Below are 15,148 nucleotides of genomic sequence, written 5' to 3' on the forward strand. Positions count from 1 at the left end.
GGCCGCGGCGGGGCACAACCGAGGCAGACCGGACGTACGGTCCCGGTGGCGGGGGTGGCCGGGCGGTGCGTCCCGTTGCCGCGCGTCGCGCGGCGATTTATCGTTCCCGTCACGATTCGTGCACAAGATCACATATGTGAAGGGGTCGCGGCCATGGTGGCGAAGAAGACCGCCGCGGAGAAGGGCACGACGTCCGCCGGGCCCGCTGACGAGGACGTCGCGCAGCAGTCCACCCACGAGGAGGCGGCCGGGCACCCGGCGGCCCCGAAGAAGGCCGCGCCGAAGAACGCGGCCGCGCGGAAGGCGCCGGCCAAGAAGGTGCCGGCCAAGAAGGCGGCTGCCGCCGGGGACGCGGCCAAGAAGGCGGCTCCGAAGAAGACGGCCGCCAAGAAGGCGGCGAAGAAGGCGACCGCCCCGAAGGCGGCCGGGGCGGCGGCCGCGTCGGAAGCGGAGAAGACGGGAGCCAAGACGGTGGTGGCGAAGAAGACGGCGGCCGCGTCCGCCCCGCACGGCGCGGGCTCCGCGGTGCGGCCGGCCAGCCCGGCCACGACCCCCCAGGAGCTCGCGGTGCGTCCCGGTGAGGACCCCTGGACGCCGGAGGAGGTCGCCGAGGCGCGGTCCGACCTGATGGCGGAGGTGGGCCGGCTGCGGGCCGAGATCGTGTCCGCCGAGGACGCCATCGCCGGTCTGATGCGGGACTCGGGGGACGGCGCGGGCGACGACGAGGCGGACACCGGGACCAAGAACATCACCCGCGAGCACGAGCTGGCGCTGGCCTCCAACGCCCGGGAGATGCTGCACCAGACCGAGCGCGCCCTCGGCCGGCTGGACGCCGGTACGTACGGCCTGTGCGAGAACTGCGGCCGGCCGATCGGCAAGGCGCGGATGCAGGCGTTCCCGCGGGCGACCCTCTGCGTGGAGTGCAAGCAGAAGCAGGAGCGGCGCTGAGCCGATCGCCGGTGCCGCGGCGGCGCGTTGCGGGGCGGTACCCGTCCGGCCCGCCGCCGCGGGCACGTGCCGTACTCTCGTGGTCAGCCGGGCCGGGGCCCGGCGGATGAGTCGACGGGCTGAGGGACGCACACGTGGCAGAGGCGGAACGCATCACCGGTACGCCGGAATCCGAGCCGGGTTCCGGGGCGGATCACGCGGCGGGATCCGAAGGGGGAGGGACGGCGGAGGGCGCGCGGCCCACCGGGCGCGGCAAGCGGCGGATCACCGCCCTGTTGCTGGTGGCCGCGGTCGTCTACCTGCTCGATCTGGGCAGCAAGCTCGCGGTGGTCGCCAAGCTGGAGCACCATGCGCCGGTCGAGGTGATCGGGACGCTGTTGCAGTTCAGCGTGATCCGCAACCGCGGCGCCGCGTTCGGGTTCGGCGAGGCGCTGACCGTCCTGCTGACCGTGATCGCCGCGGTGGTGATCGTGGTGATCGCCCGGATCGCCCGCAAGCTCCACAGCCTCCCGTGGGCGATCGCGCTGGGGCTGCTGCTGGGCGGCGCGTTCGGCAACCTCACCGACCGGATCTTCCGTTCGCCGGGTGTCTTCCGGGGCGCGGTGGTGGACTTCATCGCCCCCGCGCACTTCGCGGTCTTCAACCTCGCGGACTCCGCGATCGTCTGCGGCGGCGTGCTGATCGTGCTGCTGTCCTTCCGGGGTCTGGACCCCGACGGCACGGTCCACAAGGACTGACGTCCCGGCCCCGGGGCCGTAGGTCCCGGGGCCGGAGCCCTCCGCCGGGCGGGGCAGTGCCGCGGGACTGCCATACTCGTGGGGTGAGCACGCTTCCCGAGATCCGCACCCTGCCCGTACCGGATGGCCTGGAGGGCGAGCGCGTGGACGCCGCGCTGGCCCGCATGTTCGGCTTCTCCCGCACGAAGGCGGCCGAGCTCGCCTCGGCCGGCAAGGTCCGGGTCGACGGCTCCGAGGTGATGAAGTCCGAGCGGGTGCACGGGGGTGCCTGGCTGGAGGTCGAGATGCCGGCGGCCGCCGCGCCGGTGGAGATCGTCGCGGAGCCGGTCGAGGGCATGGAGATCGTGCACGACGACGAGGACGTCGTGGTGATCGGCAAGCCCGTGGGCGTCGCCGCGCACCCCAGCCCCGGTTGGACCGGCACCACGGTCATCGGCGGCCTGGCCGCGGCCGGCTACCGGATCTCCACGTCCGGGGCGGCCGAGCGGCAGGGCATCGTGCACCGCCTCGACGTCGGCACCTCCGGGCTGATGGTGGTCGCCAAGTCGGAGCGGGCCTACACCTCGCTGAAGCGCCAGTTCAAGGAGCGGGTGCCGGACAAGCGGTACCACGCGCTGGTGCAGGGGCACCCGGACCCGATGAGCGGCACCATCGACGCCCCCATCGGGCGGCATCCGAACCACGACTACAAGTGGGCGGTCACCGCCGACGGCAAGGCGTCGGTCACCCATTACGACCTGATCGAGGCGTTCCGGGCGGCCAGTCTGCTGGACATCAAGCTGGAGACGGGGCGCACGCACCAGATCCGGGTGCACATGTCCGCGCACCGGCACCCCTGCGTCGGCGACCTGACCTACGGCGCGGATCCGACGCTCGCCAAGCGGCTGGGCGTCTCCCGGCAGTGGCTGCACGCGGTCCGGCTGGGCTTCGAGCACCCCTCGGACGGGCGCTGGGTCGAGTTCGAGAGCGCCTATCCGGCGGACCTCCAGCACGCGCTGGACACCGTTCGCGAAGAGAGCCACTGACGTCGTCGGGGCGAACGGCTCGGGGCGGTCGGCGAACAAGCGCGGAACAACTCGTTCCGCGAAAGTGGGCATCTGATCACTTCATGGCAGGCTTGGGGCGGAAAGTGATCGAAATCGACCGTCCCGGAGCGTAGTCACCGTGGATCAGTTGGCCCTGCTGTTCGTCCTGCTCCTCGGAGCGGTGGTGATGGTTCCGCTCGGCGATCGGCTGGGCCTGCCCTCGCCCGTGCTGATGACGCTCGCCGGGGCGGTGCTGGCGTTGCTGCCGTTCGTGCCCAACGTCCAGGTGCCGCCCGAGTACATCCTGCCGATCGTGCTGCCACCGCTGCTGTACGCGGCGGTCCAGCGCACCTCCTGGCGGCAGTTCACCGCCAACCTCCGGCCGATCTTCCTGCTCGCCGTGCTGCTGGTGTTCGCCACCACGGCGGCGGTCGCGGCGGTCGCGCAGGCGGTGGTGCCCGGGATGCCGGTGGCCGCCGCGGTGGTGCTGGGCGCGCTGGTCGCCCCGCCCGACCCGGTGGCGGCCACCGCGGTGGCCGGCAAGCTCGGCCTGCCCCGCCGCATGGTCTCCATCCTGGAGGGCGAGGGGCTCTTCAACGACGTCACCGCGATCGTGCTGTACCACGTCGCGCTGGCCGCGGTGATCAGCGGCAGCTTCTCGGTGCCCGGCGCGGTGGGGTCGCTCGTGCTCTCCGCCGTCGTCGCCATAGCGGTCGGTCTGGTGCTCGGCTGGGTCGCGAACCAGTTGATGGGGCGGTTGGGCGACCCGACGTTGCAGATCGGCCTGACGCTGCTGGTGCCGTTCGTGTCCTACGTGCTGGCAGAGGAGTTCAAGGGCTCCGGCGTGCTCGCGGTGCTGACCTGCGGGCTGTTCCTCGCGGAGTACGCGGTCGACGCGGACGACGTGCTGGGGCGGCTGGCCGGCTACACCTTCTGGGAGGTGGTCGACACCCTCGTCACCGGGGTCGCGTTCGGACTGATCGGCCTGGAACTGCACAACATCATCGGCGCCGCGTCCGGCCGCTGGGCCGAGATGCTCGGCGCCGGCGCCGCGGTGGTCGCCGTGGTCGTCGCGGTGCGCCTGGTGTGGCTGCTGCCCGCCGCCTGGCTCGCCAAGCGGATGCACAAGCGCCGGGACATCGACGAGGACATCCCGATGAGCTGGCGCGAGACCGTCATCATGTGGTGGTCGGGGATGCGCGGGGTGGCCTCGGTGGCGCTGGCGCTGGCCATCCCCTTCGGCGTGGACGGCGGGCCCTTCCCGGCCCGCGACGAGATCCTCTTCATCGCCTTCGCGGTGGTGCTCGCCACCCTGATCATCCAGGGGCTGACGCTGCCCTGGCTGGTGCGCAGGCTTCGGGTGCGGGCCGACACCGACGCCGCGGACGCGCTGGAGCGCGAGCTGGCGCTCCGGGTGATCAAGGCGTCCAAGCGGCGGCTGAAGGAGGTCCTGGAGGTCGAGGAGGTCGCCGACGAGGTCGCCGACCAACTGGCCCGTCGGGCGTACGACATCGGGGCCCGGATCGCGCCGGACATCGTCGACGACGAGCGGCGTGAGCTGTTCGACCAGCGCATCTCCCGGTTGAAGAAGGTGCAGCGGATCCAGAACGAGATGCTCTCGGCCGCCCGGCACGAGGTGCTGGCGGCGCGCAGCGAGCCGGGCGCCGATCCGGAGATCGTCGACCGGGTGCTGCGCCACCTGGACGTGCGGAGCCTGCGGGCCACCCCGTAGGCCCGGGGGACGGGCCTACGAGACGGCGGCCGGTCAGCGCTCCCCGGGGCCCGTGCCGCCCCTGGGGTCCGTGCCGCCGGTGGGGTCCACCGGGCCGGGCGGGGGCACGCGCGGCGTCTCGTGGGGCACCGGGGCCGCCGCGGTGGCGATCCGCGGCAGCGCGTAGGCGTGCTCGGTCCGCAACCACTCGATCATGCGCTCGCGCACCTGGCAGCGCACCGCCCACACGGCGTCCGCGTCCCGGGCGGTGGCCAGCGCGCGCACCACGATGGTGGACGGGGTGGTGTCGGTGACCACCAGGCTCCAGGACCGGCCGTCCCAGTCCGGGGACTCCTGGAGCAGTTCGTGCAGGTGCTGGCGCATCTTCTCCACCGGCGCGGAGTGGTCCAGGTGGAAGAAGACCGCGCCGGTCATCTGGGCGCCGCCGCGCGACCAGTTCTCGAACGGCTTGCTGGTGAAGTACGACACCGGCATCGTGATCCGGCGCTCGTCCCAGGTCCGCACGCTCAGGAACGTCAGCGTGATCTCCTCGACCGTGCCCCACTGGCCGTCCACGACCACGGTGTCGCCGATGCGCACCATGTCGCCGAACGCGATCTGCAGCCCGGCGAAGAGGTTGCCCAGGGTGGACTGGGCGGCGATGCCGGCGACGATGCCCAGCAGTCCGGCCGACGCCAGGACGGACGTGCCGACCGCCCGCATCTGCGGGAACGTCAGCAGCATCGAGGCCGCCGCGACCACGATCACCACCGCCGTGACCACCCGCTGGATCAGCGTCACCTGCGTCCGCACCCGGCGCACCCGCGCCGCGTCCCGGGCGCCGGCCGCGTAGCGCGCGTACGACGACTCCACGATCGCCGCCGCGGCCCGCACCAGCAGCCAGGCGGTGGCCGCTATCAGCACCAGGGTCAGGGCCTGGCCTATGCCCGCCGCGTGGTGCACCACGACGGGGATCTCGGTCTGGAGGTAGGACCCGAGCAACAGGGCCGCGGCGAGCATCAGTTGGAGCGGTATCCGGCAGCGCCGCAGCAGTCCCCACAGGGGGGTCTCCGGGTGGCGGGTGTCGATCCGTTGCAGGGTCCGGTCGATCAACCAGACCACGACGAGGGTGACCACGAGCGAGCCGCCGATGACGACGATCGGGCGCAGCACGGCCTCCAGGGACACGTGACTCCTCCTTGGTGCGGTGTGCTCCTGCCAGTCCCGACGACGGTAGCTGGCACGATGGGGGCAGAGCGATCCAACCCCAGGGAAGTGATGTCTGTGCCCGCCTCCGCCGAGCCCGCGACCAGCGGTTCCTCCACCATCGTGCTGTTCCATTCGGTGTGCGGGCTGCGCCCCGCCGTGCACGCCGACGCGGACCGGTTGCGGGCCGCCGGCCACGAGGTGATCGTGCCGGACCTGTTCGGCGGGCGGACCGCGGACTCGGTCGCCGACGGCATCGTGATCAAGGACGAGATCGGCAAGGAGGAGTTGCTCCGGCGCGCCGTCGCGGCGGCCGCACCGCACTCCGACCGCGGACTGGTCTACGCCGGGTACTCCTTCGGCGGTGCCGTCGCGCAGAACCTCGCCCTCGGCGACGAGAAGGCGCGCGGGCTGCTGCTGATGCACGGCACCTCCGACATCGCCGACGGCGCCAGCGCCGACGACCTGCCGGTGCAGTTGCACGTGGCCGACCCCGACCCGTTCGAGCCGCACGACTGGCTGAACGCCTGGTACCTGCGGATGCGCCGGGCCGGTGCCGACGTCGAGGTGTACCGCTACGCCGGCGCCGGCCACCTCTTCACCGACCCCGACCTGCCGGACCACGACGCGGAGGCCGCCGAGCGCGCCTGGAAGGTGGCGCTGGGCTTCCTGGCGGACCTGCCCGAGCGGGGCTGAGCGGCGGCCGGGTGGGCTCGGGCGGGCGGGTTCCGGAGGGTTCGAGACCTCCGGAGCGCCCGCCCGGGCCCCGTCACCGGCGTTGCGGCGGCGGTCAGTTCCCCTTGGTCGGGTCCTTCTCGCCCTTGGCGATGCCCTCGCCGCCCTTGCCGTCGCCCTTGCCGGCGTCCCTGCCCTTGGCCGGGCCGAACTCCTTGTCGATCATCTTGCGGAAGTTGGCCCGCGCGAGCTCGTTGTACTGCTCCTGCGTCATCTGCTGCTGCGGGATCTCCGCCATCGTCAGCTTCTTGTCGCCGTGCATGAAGGTCGGGGTGCCGCGTACGCCCTTGCGGCCGAACAGCGCCGACATCTCCATCGCCCAGCGGTCGTACGTGCCGTCCTTGACCTGCTTCTCGAACGCCTTGTTGCCCTTCAGCCCCGGCACGTCCGCGGCGACCTTCAGCAACTCCGCGTCCTTGGCGTAGAGGTCCTCGCGCTCGTCGGGGTGGAACTTCGTCGAGTACAGCGCCGACTTGTACTTCAAGAACGCCTCGGGGCTGACGTTCAGCGCCGCGCCCAGTGCGCTCAGGGCGTTCTTGGAGCCCTCGCCGCCCTGCATGTCGTCGATGAACGCGTACAGGGTGAAGCGGACCTTGAAGCGGCCGTCCTGGACGTCCTTGGCCAGCTCCTCGCCGGTGCTCTGCTCGAAGGCCGCGCAGGCCGGGCAGCGGACGTCCTCGAAGACCTCCAGGGTGTCCTTGGCGCCCTTGTCGCCGATCAGGATCTCGGTGCCGTTCTTGCCCTGGGTGTGCGCCGGGGTGACCAGCTTGGCCTCCTTGGCGGCCTCCCAGCCGGTCGGCTCGTTGGCCTTCAGCACGGCGAAGCCGATGCCGCCGGCGACCACCAGGACGCCGACGACCGAGGCCGCCACGACGAGTTGCCGGCGCAGCCGCTCCCTCTTCTTCTCCTTGTCCCGCTGGGCGCGGATCCGCTCGCGGGCGGCCTGCTTGTTCTCCTGGGTGTTCCGGTTGCTCATGGGGGGTGTCCGATCCTTCGGTGCTGCGCTGGTTGACGTGCGGAACGGGTGTCAGACGGCGGTCGGGAACGGGGGACCGCGGCGGCGTACGCAGTGCGCGAGGAAGGGGAGCGGGCGGGCCGGCGCCGGCGGGCGCGGCGGCGGGCGGTGGGCGCGGGGCGCCACGGCGGCGCGGACCACCGCGGCCGCGGTCCGCAGCGGCCGGACGGCACCGGCCCCGGCCGCCCGCAGCAGGGCCCCGAGCGCCGCCTCCCCGCGGTGCAGCCAGCCGGCCGCGAGCAGGCCGACGGTCAGGTGCGCGGCGAGCAGCAGCCAGCCGGCGGCCGGCTGGACCGCGGGCAGGCCGTGCGGGAGGGCGGTGGGTGCCGCCGGGCCGGCGCCGCCCCGACACAGCAGGTCCACCCCGACGGTGTGCAGCGGGCCGGCGAGCGGGCCGCCGGCCGGGCCGTAGCACGCCTGCTGCCCGGTGGTGAAGACGGTGTCGGCGGCGAGCTCCAGGGGGACCAGCAGGGCGGCGGTCCGCCCGTAGCCGCGCTCCCGGCCGGCGTGCGCGTAGGCCGCGGTGAAGACCGCGGCGCAGACCGCGGCGAGCGTCGCCGGCGGCAGCGGGGCGTGTGAGAGCAGGACGTGCGAGGCGGCGGACAGGGTGACGCACAGTGCGGTGAACAGTGCCGCCCGGACCGCCCTCAACCGCTCCCCGGGCGGGGCCCCGGTCCGGGCCGCCGGGCGGACTCCCCTCCCCTGCATGGCCGGGAGTCTGCCATGGGCACGACCAGAATCCGGGTCAAGATTTGGCATCGGCCGGCGTGCGCGGAGCACGCCGGCCGACGCCGGTGCCGGGGGCGGGCCCGGCCGTCAGGACCCTGGGGTCACTTCTTGAGGTTCTTCTCCACCTGGGCGCTGAAGTCCGCGGCCGAGGACGGCGCGACCGGGCCCTGCGCGGTCTGGGTGCCCAGGACCTTGCCGTTCAGCTTGATGGTCGGGGTGCTGTGGACGTCCTTGTGCGAGTCGAACTCCTTGGACATCGCCATCGCCCAGGCGTTGTACGTGCCGTCCTTGACCGCCTTCTGGAAGGCGGCGTTGCCCTTGAGCGCCGGGACGGTGTCGGCGACCTTGATCAGGTAGCTGTCGTCGGCGAACTTGTCCGGGCCGGTCTCGTCCGGGTGGAACTCCTTGGAGAACAGCGCGTACTTGTACTTCAAGAAGGCGTCCGGGGAGACGTTCAGCGCGGCGCCCAGGGCGCTCAGCGCGTTCTTGGAACCGGTGCCCTGGAGGTTGTTGTCCAGGAACGTGCCGAGGTGGTAGGTCGCCTTGTACGTGCCGTCGCTGATGTCCTTCTCCACCGTCGCGCCGGCGTTCTGCTCGAAGGCGGCGCAGCCGGGGCAGCGGGGGTCCTCGAAGAGTTCGAGGGAGTTCTTGGCGTCGGACTTGCCGACGACGACGGTGGTGCCGTTGGGGCCGCTGGTGTTGGCGGGCGGAACCGGCTTCGCCTTGGCGGCCTTGGCCCAGACGTCGGCGCCCGAGCCGCCGCTGCCGCCGTCGCCGGAGTTGGCGACCGCCAGGCCGATGCCACCGGCCACCGCCAGCACCGCGACCACCGAGCCGGCGACGATCAACTGCCGGCGGGTGCGCTCCTTCTTGGCCTGCCGCTCGCGCTCGGCGCGCAGCCGCTCGCGGGCTGCCTGCTTGTTGGCCTGGCTGTTGCGGTTGCTCATGACTGTTCTGCTCCGTGGGTTTCGTGGTCCGTGGGACGGGGTGCGTGCCGTGAAGCGGCGTACCCGCGAGAACGGGCGTACGCCGGCCGCCGGGCCGAAGGGGCCGTCAGGCGGCGAGCGCGCACGGCGGACCGCGGCGCACCACGGAGTGCACGAGCAGGGGGGCGGAGCGGGCGGGCGGCCCGGTCCGCACGGGGGTGGGCACCGGGCGGCGCGGTGCGGCGGCGCGGCCCAGGACCGCCGCCGCGATCAGCAACGGACGGAACGCGAAGCCGGCCACCGCGCCCAGCAGCCGCACCACCGCGGCCTCGCCGCGGCGCAGCCAGCCGGCGGCCAGCAGACCGACCCCGAGGTGCGCGGCGAGCAGCAGCAGCCAGACGGAGGCCGGGGCGCCGTCCTCGCGGACCAGCTCGGCCAGCGGGCCGCCGACCGGGCCGCCGCCGCAGAGCAGCATCGTGCCCAGTGAGTGCACGGGCGCGGCCAGTGCCCCGTCCGGGCCGTAACAGGTGTGCTGGCCGAGGCTGAAGACCGCGTCGGCGGCGAGCTCCAGGGGGAGCAGCAGGCCGGCGATCCGCCAGTAGCCGCGCTCGCGGCCGGCCAGCGCGTAGGCGAGCACGAACACCGCGGCGCCGGTCGCCACGACGGTGACCGGCGGCAGCGGCATGCGGGAGAGCAGCACGTGGGACGCCGAGGACAGCGTCACGCACAGCGCCGCGAAGAGCGCTGCGCGTAGTGCCCGCAGGTGTGCCGCCGAGATGTCCATCGCCAGCGAGTGTGCCACGGGACGCGCTAAAGCGGCACTAAGGGGCAGCGCGGGGTACGGGGGAGAAGGGGCCCGGGACCCGCACTACCGGCCCGGGAACCGGTCCTCCCTCAGGAGCTCCACGAAGATCCGGTGGTCCGCGCGGGCGCGGGACGCGGCGGCGTGCGCGGCGTCCGCGAGCAGTGGGCCGAAGCCGTCCTCGTCGGCGGCGATCGCCGCGTCGACGGCCCGCTCGGGGCGGAACGGCACCAGCGGGTGCCGCTCCTTGCCGTCCCCGGCGGCGTGCGCCGCGGCGGTCACCCGGCCCAGCCCGGCGACCGCGGCGGCGAACTCCGCCGGGTCGTCCAGCGCCGACCAGTCCAGCCCGACCGCGTACGGCGACTCCTCGCCGACCAGGAGGCCGGTGTCGGCCAGCGCGGTCCAGCCGAGCCAGGGATCGGCGTGCGCCTGGAGGGCGCGCCGGGCCAGCACCGCCCGGTGCCCCTCGTGCCGCACGTGCGCGGCGACCTCCGGGACCGGCCGGTGCCGGGCGAGGGCCGGGGGCGGCACCGGCCGCACGGTGAGCACCACGTCGCTCTCCAGGACGTCGCTGGCGCCCTCCAGCAGCAGGTCGTACGCGATCGCGTCGGCCGGGCCGGGGCCGCGCCGGCCCACCACGTCCTTGACCCGGTACGCCTCGGGGCGGCTCGGACCGGTCTCCGCCAGCGTCTCCAGATAGCCGTCGAACGCCGCCAGGACCGTGTAGCGGGCCGCGGCGTCCAGCTCGACGGTGTCGCTGCCGACGGTGAACCGCCGCTCGCCGGCGCACAGCTCGGTCAGCGGCGCCAGCAGCCCGGCCCGGGTCCGGGCGCGGGCCGTCCGCAGCGCGGCGAGCAACGGGCCGTCGGCGGTGTCCAGGGTGGCCGGCGGCACCGCGTCCGCGCCGGCGGCCAAGGCGCGCACGTGCTCCCGGTAGGCACCGGCGAAGGACCGCACCAACTCGGTGATCCCGGCGTCGCCCAGCCCCCGGGCGCGGCCGAGCAGCGCCACCGAGGTCGCGCACCGCAGCAGGTCCCACGTGAACGGGCCGACGTACGCCTCACCGGAACCGGTGACGCCGAACACCAGCCGGCCGGTGGCGTCCAGGTACGTGCCGAAGCTGCCGGCGTGCAGGTCGCCGTGGATCCAGATCCGGCCGGTCCGCTCGTCCAGGTACGGTGCGCCGGGCGCGCCCGCGCCGGCCGCCGCCAGGTCGTGGTGGAACAGCCCCGCGGCGCCCCGGAAGAACGCGGCGGGGCAGGCGGCCATCCGGCGCAGGGCCGGCCCGGACGCGCTGTCGAGGGCGGCGAGGATCTGCTCGTCGCGCCGCGCGGGGTCCTGGCCGGGCCGCGCGGCGTCGCGCGCGGGGGCATGGGGGATCGGCATCGCTGGCTGCCTCCTGGGGGCCGGGAAAGCGGTTTTCGGAGATCAGCCGGACAACGGGCGGGACGGCCCGTGAGTGCCCGATCGCCGCACCCTCCGCCTCGGGAGCGGGCACCCCCGACGGGACCGCGGCTGTCGGTCCTGGGACGTAGACTTCGACACCGTCCCCACCCATCCCTCCCGACCGTTCCCGCCCGTTCCGACAGGCATCTCCCGCCCGTTCCGACGGGCACCTCCCGTCCGTCCCGACCGGCACTTCCCGCCCGTCCCGACGGGCCCGCCCGATCAGTCCTGACAACTGCCGCTACCGGAGGTTCAGCGCCGTGGCCCCCTCGTCCAGGCCCCCCTTCACGCACCTGCACGTCCACACCCAGTACTCGCTGCTGGACGGAGCCGCGCGGCTGTCCGACATGTTCAAGGCGTGCAAGGAGATGGGGATGACGCACATCGCCATGTCCGACCACGGCAACCTCCACGGCGCCTACGACTTCTTCCACTCCGCGCAGAAGGCCGGGGTCACGCCGATCATCGGCATCGAGGCGTACGTCGCACCGGAGTCGCGGCGCAACAAGCGCAAGATCCAGTGGGGTCAGCCGCACCAGAAGCGCGACGACGTCTCCGGCTCGGGTGGTTACACCCACAAGACGATCTGGGCGGCCGACAGGACCGGTCTGCACAACCTCTTCCGGCTCTCCTCGGACGCGTACAAGGAGGGCTGGCTGCAGAAGTGGCCGCGGATGGACAAGGAGACCCTCTCCCAGTGGTCGGAGGGGCTGATCGCGTCCACCGGCTGCCCCTCGGGCGAGCTCCAGACCCGGCTGCGCCTGGGCCAGTTCGACGAGGCGCTGAAGGCGGCCTCCGAGTACCAGGACATCTTCGGCCGGGACCGGTACTTCCTGGAGCTGATGGACCACGGCATCGAGATCGAGCGCCGGGTCCGCGACGGCCTGCTGGAGATCGGCAAGAAGCTCGGCATCCCCCCGCTGGTCACCAACGACTCGCACTACACCTACGCGCACGAGGCGACCGCGCACGACGCACTGCTGTGCATCCAGACCGGCAAGAACCTCTCCGACCCCGACCGCTTCAAGTTCGACGGCACCGGCTACTACCTCAAGTCCACCGACGAGATGTACGCCATCGACTCCTCGGACGCCTGGCAGGAGGGCTGCCGCAACACCCTCCTGGTCGCCGAACAGGTCGACACCACCGGCATGTTCGAGAAGCGCGACCTGATGCCGAAGTTCGACATCCCGGACGGCTACACCGAGGTCACCTGGTTCCAGAACGAGGTCCGGCGCGGCATGGAGCGCCGGTACCCGGGCGGCGTCCCCGAGGACCGCCAGAAGCAGGCCGAGTACGAGATGGACGTCATCCTCCAGATGGGGTTCCCGGGCTACTTCCTCGTGGTCGCCGACTTCATCATGTGGGCGAAGAACAACGGCATCGCGGTCGGCCCCGGCCGTGGCTCCGCGGCCGGTTCGATCGTCGCCTACGCCATGGGCATCACCGACCTCGACCCGATCGAGCACGGCCTGATCTTCGAGCGGTTCCTCAACCCCGAGCGCGTCTCCATGCCCGACGTCGACATCGACTTCGACGAGCGCAGGCGCGTCGAAGTGATCAGGTACGTCACCGAGAAGTACGGCGCCGACAAGGTCGCCATGATCGGCACCTACGGCAAGATCAAGGCCAAGAACGCCATCAAGGACTCCGCCCGGGTCCTCGGCTACCCGTACGCCATGGGCGACCGCCTCACCAAGGCGATGCCCGCCGACGTCCTCGGCAAGGGCATCGACCTCGACGGCATCACCAACCCCACGCACCCGCGCTACAACGAAGCCGGCGAGATCCGGGGGATGTACGAGAACGAGCCGGACGTCAAGAAGGTCATCGACACCGCCAAGGGCGTCGAGGGCCTGGTCCGGCAGATGGGCGTGCACGCGGCCGGCGTGATCATGTCCAGCGAGCCCATCATCGACCACGCCCCGGTCTGGGTGCGGCACACCGACGGCGTCACCATCACGCAGTGGGACTACCCGCAGTGCGAGTCGCTCGGCCTGTTGAAGATGGACTTCCTGGGCCTGCGCAACCTCACCATCATGGACGACGCCCTCAAGATGGTGAAGGCCAACAAGGGCATCGACCTGGAGCTGCTCTCCGTCCCGCTCGACGACCCCAAGACCTTCGAACTCCTCTGCCGCGGTGACACCCTGGGCGTCTTCCAGTTCGACGGCGGCCCGATGCGTTCGCTGCTGCGCCAGATGCAGCCCGACAACTTCGAGGACATTTCCGCCGTCTCGGCCCTGTACCGGCCGGGCCCGATGGGCATGAACTCGCACATCAACTACGCCGAGCGCAAGAACGGCCGCCAGGAGATCACCCCGATCCACCCGGAGCTGGAGGAGCCGCTCAAGGAGACCCTGGGTCTGACCTACGGCCTGATCGTCTACCAGGAGCAGGTGCAGAAGGCCGCCCAGATCATCGCCGGCTACTCGCTCGGCGAGGCCGACATCCTGCGCCGCGTGATGGGCAAGAAGAAGCCCGAGGAACTGGCCAAGAACTTCACGATCTTCCAGGCCGGCGCCAAGAAGAACGACTACTCCGACGAGGCCATCCAGGCGCTGTGGGACGTCCTGGTCCCGTTCGCCGGCTACGCCTTCAACAAGGCGCACTCCTCCGCGTACGGCCTGGTCACCTACTGGACCGCGTACCTCAAGGCCAACTACCCGGCCGAGTACATGTCCGCGCTGCTGACGTCCGTGCGCGACGACAAGGACAAGTCCGCGGTCTATCTGAACGAGTGCCGACGGATGGGCATCAAGGTGCTCCCGCCGAACGTCAACGAGTCCGAGGCGAACTTCGCCGCCCAGGGCGACGACGTCATCCTCTTCGGCCTCACCGCCGTCCGGAACGTCGGCCAGAACGTCGTCGACTCGATCATCCGCTGCCGCAAGGCCAAGGGGAAGTACTCCTCGTTCCCCGACTACCTCGACAAGGTCGACGCGGTGGTCTGCAACAAGCGGACCACCGAATCGCTGATCAAGGCGGGCGCCTTCGACGAGATGGGGCACACCCGCAAGGGCCTGACCGCGCACTACGAGCCGATGATCGACAACGTCGTGCAGGTCAAGCGCAAGGAGGCCGAGGGCCAGTTCGACCTCTTCGGCGGGATGGGCGACTCCGCCGACGGCGCTGCCGACGGTCCCGGCTTCGGGCTGGACGTGGTGTTCTCCGAGGACGAGTGGGACAAGACCTATCTGCTCGCCCAGGAGCGCGAGATGCTCGGCCTCTACGTCTCCGACCACCCGCTCTTCGGGCTGGAGCACGTGCTGAGCGACAAGGCGGACGCCGCCATCGCCCAGCTGACCGGCGGCGACTACGCGGACGGCTCGATCGTCACCATCGGCGGCATCATCTCCGGCCTCCAGCGCAAGATGACCAAGCAGGGCAACGCCTGGGCGATCGCGACCGTCGAGGACCTCGCGGGCTCCATCGACTGCATGTTCTTCCCGGCGACCTACCAGTTGGTGTCCACCCAACTCGTCGAGGACGCCGTGGTGTTCGTCAAGGGTCGGCTCGACAAGCGCGAGGACGTGCCGCGGCTGGTCGCCATGGAGATGATGGTCCCCGACCTCTCGGAGGCGGGCGCCAACGCCCCGGTGACGATCACCATCCCGGCCCTCAAGGTCACCCCGCCGATGGTCGAGAAGCTCGGCGAGGTGCTCAGCAGCCACCGCGGCTCGACCGAGGTCCGCATCCGGCTCCAGGGCGTGCGCAAGACCACGGTGCTGCGCCTGGACCGCCACCGGGTCACCGCCGACCCGTCGTTGTTCGGCGATCTGAAGGTGCTGCTCGGCCCGTCCTGCCTGGCCGGCTGAGCCACCGACCGGGGCGGCGGCGTCCGCCCCGGCCCGTCATGCCACGAGGG

12 protein-coding genes are annotated in these 15,148 nt (G+C 72.1%); 6 read left to right on the forward strand and 6 right to left on the reverse strand.

What is annotated here, in order from left to right; translation table 11 throughout:
* Positions 1-153: 153 nt before the first annotated feature.
* The 4 genes from ACLJT4_RS03565 (at position 154) to ACLJT4_RS03580 (ending at position 4,442) form a co-directional block, all read left to right on the forward strand.
* Positions 154-948 (forward strand): TraR/DksA family transcriptional regulator, encoded by a 795-nt coding sequence (locus tag ACLJT4_RS03565; protein ID WP_411120934.1) that lies wholly within the window; start codon positions 154-156, stop codon positions 946-948.
* A 134-nt stretch (positions 949-1,082) separates the two neighbouring features.
* Positions 1,083-1,685 carry a signal peptidase II gene (lspA, locus tag ACLJT4_RS03570; protein ID WP_411120935.1) on the forward strand — a complete coding sequence of 201 codons (603 nt, stop codon included), beginning with the start codon at positions 1,083-1,085 and terminating at the stop codon, positions 1,683-1,685.
* Positions 1,686-1,768: 83 nt separating this feature from the next.
* Positions 1,769-2,710, forward strand: a complete 942-nt coding sequence (locus ACLJT4_RS03575) for an RluA family pseudouridine synthase (RefSeq protein WP_411120936.1) — start codon at positions 1,769-1,771, stop codon at positions 2,708-2,710.
* A 139-nt stretch (positions 2,711-2,849) separates the two neighbouring features.
* Positions 2,850-4,442, forward strand: coding sequence for a Na+/H+ antiporter (locus ACLJT4_RS03580; RefSeq protein WP_411120937.1), 1,593 nt, complete (start codon positions 2,850-2,852; stop codon positions 4,440-4,442).
* A gap of 33 nt (positions 4,443-4,475) precedes the next feature.
* Here ACLJT4_RS03580 and ACLJT4_RS03585 read toward each other — a convergent pair whose 3' ends face one another.
* Complete coding sequence (locus ACLJT4_RS03585) at positions 4,476-5,603, reverse strand: mechanosensitive ion channel family protein (protein ID WP_411121072.1); 1,128 nt, start codon at positions 5,601-5,603, stop codon at positions 4,476-4,478.
* Positions 5,604-5,699: 96 nt separating this feature from the next.
* Here ACLJT4_RS03585 and ACLJT4_RS03590 point away from each other — a divergent pair, with 96 nt between their 5' ends.
* A complete protein-coding gene (locus ACLJT4_RS03590) occupies positions 5,700-6,323 on the forward strand; it encodes a dienelactone hydrolase family protein (RefSeq protein WP_174505021.1) in 624 nt (207 codons plus the stop codon).
* A gap of 94 nt (positions 6,324-6,417) precedes the next feature.
* Here the strand turns inward: ACLJT4_RS03590 and ACLJT4_RS03595 are convergent, their stop codons facing one another.
* The 5 genes from ACLJT4_RS03595 to ACLJT4_RS03615 form a co-directional block, all read right to left on the reverse strand.
* Entirely contained in the window at positions 6,418-7,338 is a 921-nt protein-coding gene (locus ACLJT4_RS03595; RefSeq protein ID WP_411120938.1) for a thioredoxin domain-containing protein, read from the reverse strand.
* A gap of 51 nt (positions 7,339-7,389) precedes the next feature.
* Complete coding sequence (locus tag ACLJT4_RS03600) at positions 7,390-8,085, reverse strand: hypothetical protein (protein WP_411120939.1); 696 nt, start codon at positions 8,083-8,085, stop codon at positions 7,390-7,392.
* A 122-nt stretch (positions 8,086-8,207) separates the two neighbouring features.
* Entirely contained in the window at positions 8,208-9,053 is an 846-nt protein-coding gene (locus ACLJT4_RS03605) for a thioredoxin domain-containing protein (RefSeq protein WP_411120940.1), read from the reverse strand.
* Positions 9,054-9,159: 106 nt separating this feature from the next.
* Positions 9,160-9,816 carry a hypothetical protein gene (locus tag ACLJT4_RS03610; RefSeq protein WP_411121073.1) on the reverse strand — a complete coding sequence of 219 codons (657 nt, stop codon included), beginning with the start codon at positions 9,814-9,816 and terminating at the stop codon, positions 9,160-9,162.
* An 84-nt stretch (positions 9,817-9,900) separates the two neighbouring features.
* Positions 9,901-11,220, reverse strand: coding sequence for a DUF2252 family protein (locus tag ACLJT4_RS03615; RefSeq protein WP_411120941.1), 1,320 nt, complete (start codon positions 11,218-11,220; stop codon positions 9,901-9,903).
* 320 nt (positions 11,221-11,540) lie between these two features.
* On the opposite strand from ACLJT4_RS03615, the gene dnaE reads away from it, so the two are divergent.
* Positions 11,541-15,098 (forward strand): DNA polymerase III subunit alpha, encoded by a 3,558-nt coding sequence (gene dnaE / locus ACLJT4_RS03620; RefSeq protein ID WP_411120942.1) that lies wholly within the window; start codon positions 11,541-11,543, stop codon positions 15,096-15,098.
* The last annotated feature ends 50 nt before the right edge of the window (positions 15,099-15,148 follow it).

Origin of the sequence: Streptomyces sp. x-19 (genome assembly GCF_046549115.1) — a bacterium.
In the GTDB taxonomy this organism is placed as follows: domain Bacteria; phylum Actinomycetota; class Actinomycetes; order Streptomycetales; family Streptomycetaceae; genus Streptomyces; species Streptomyces albulus_C.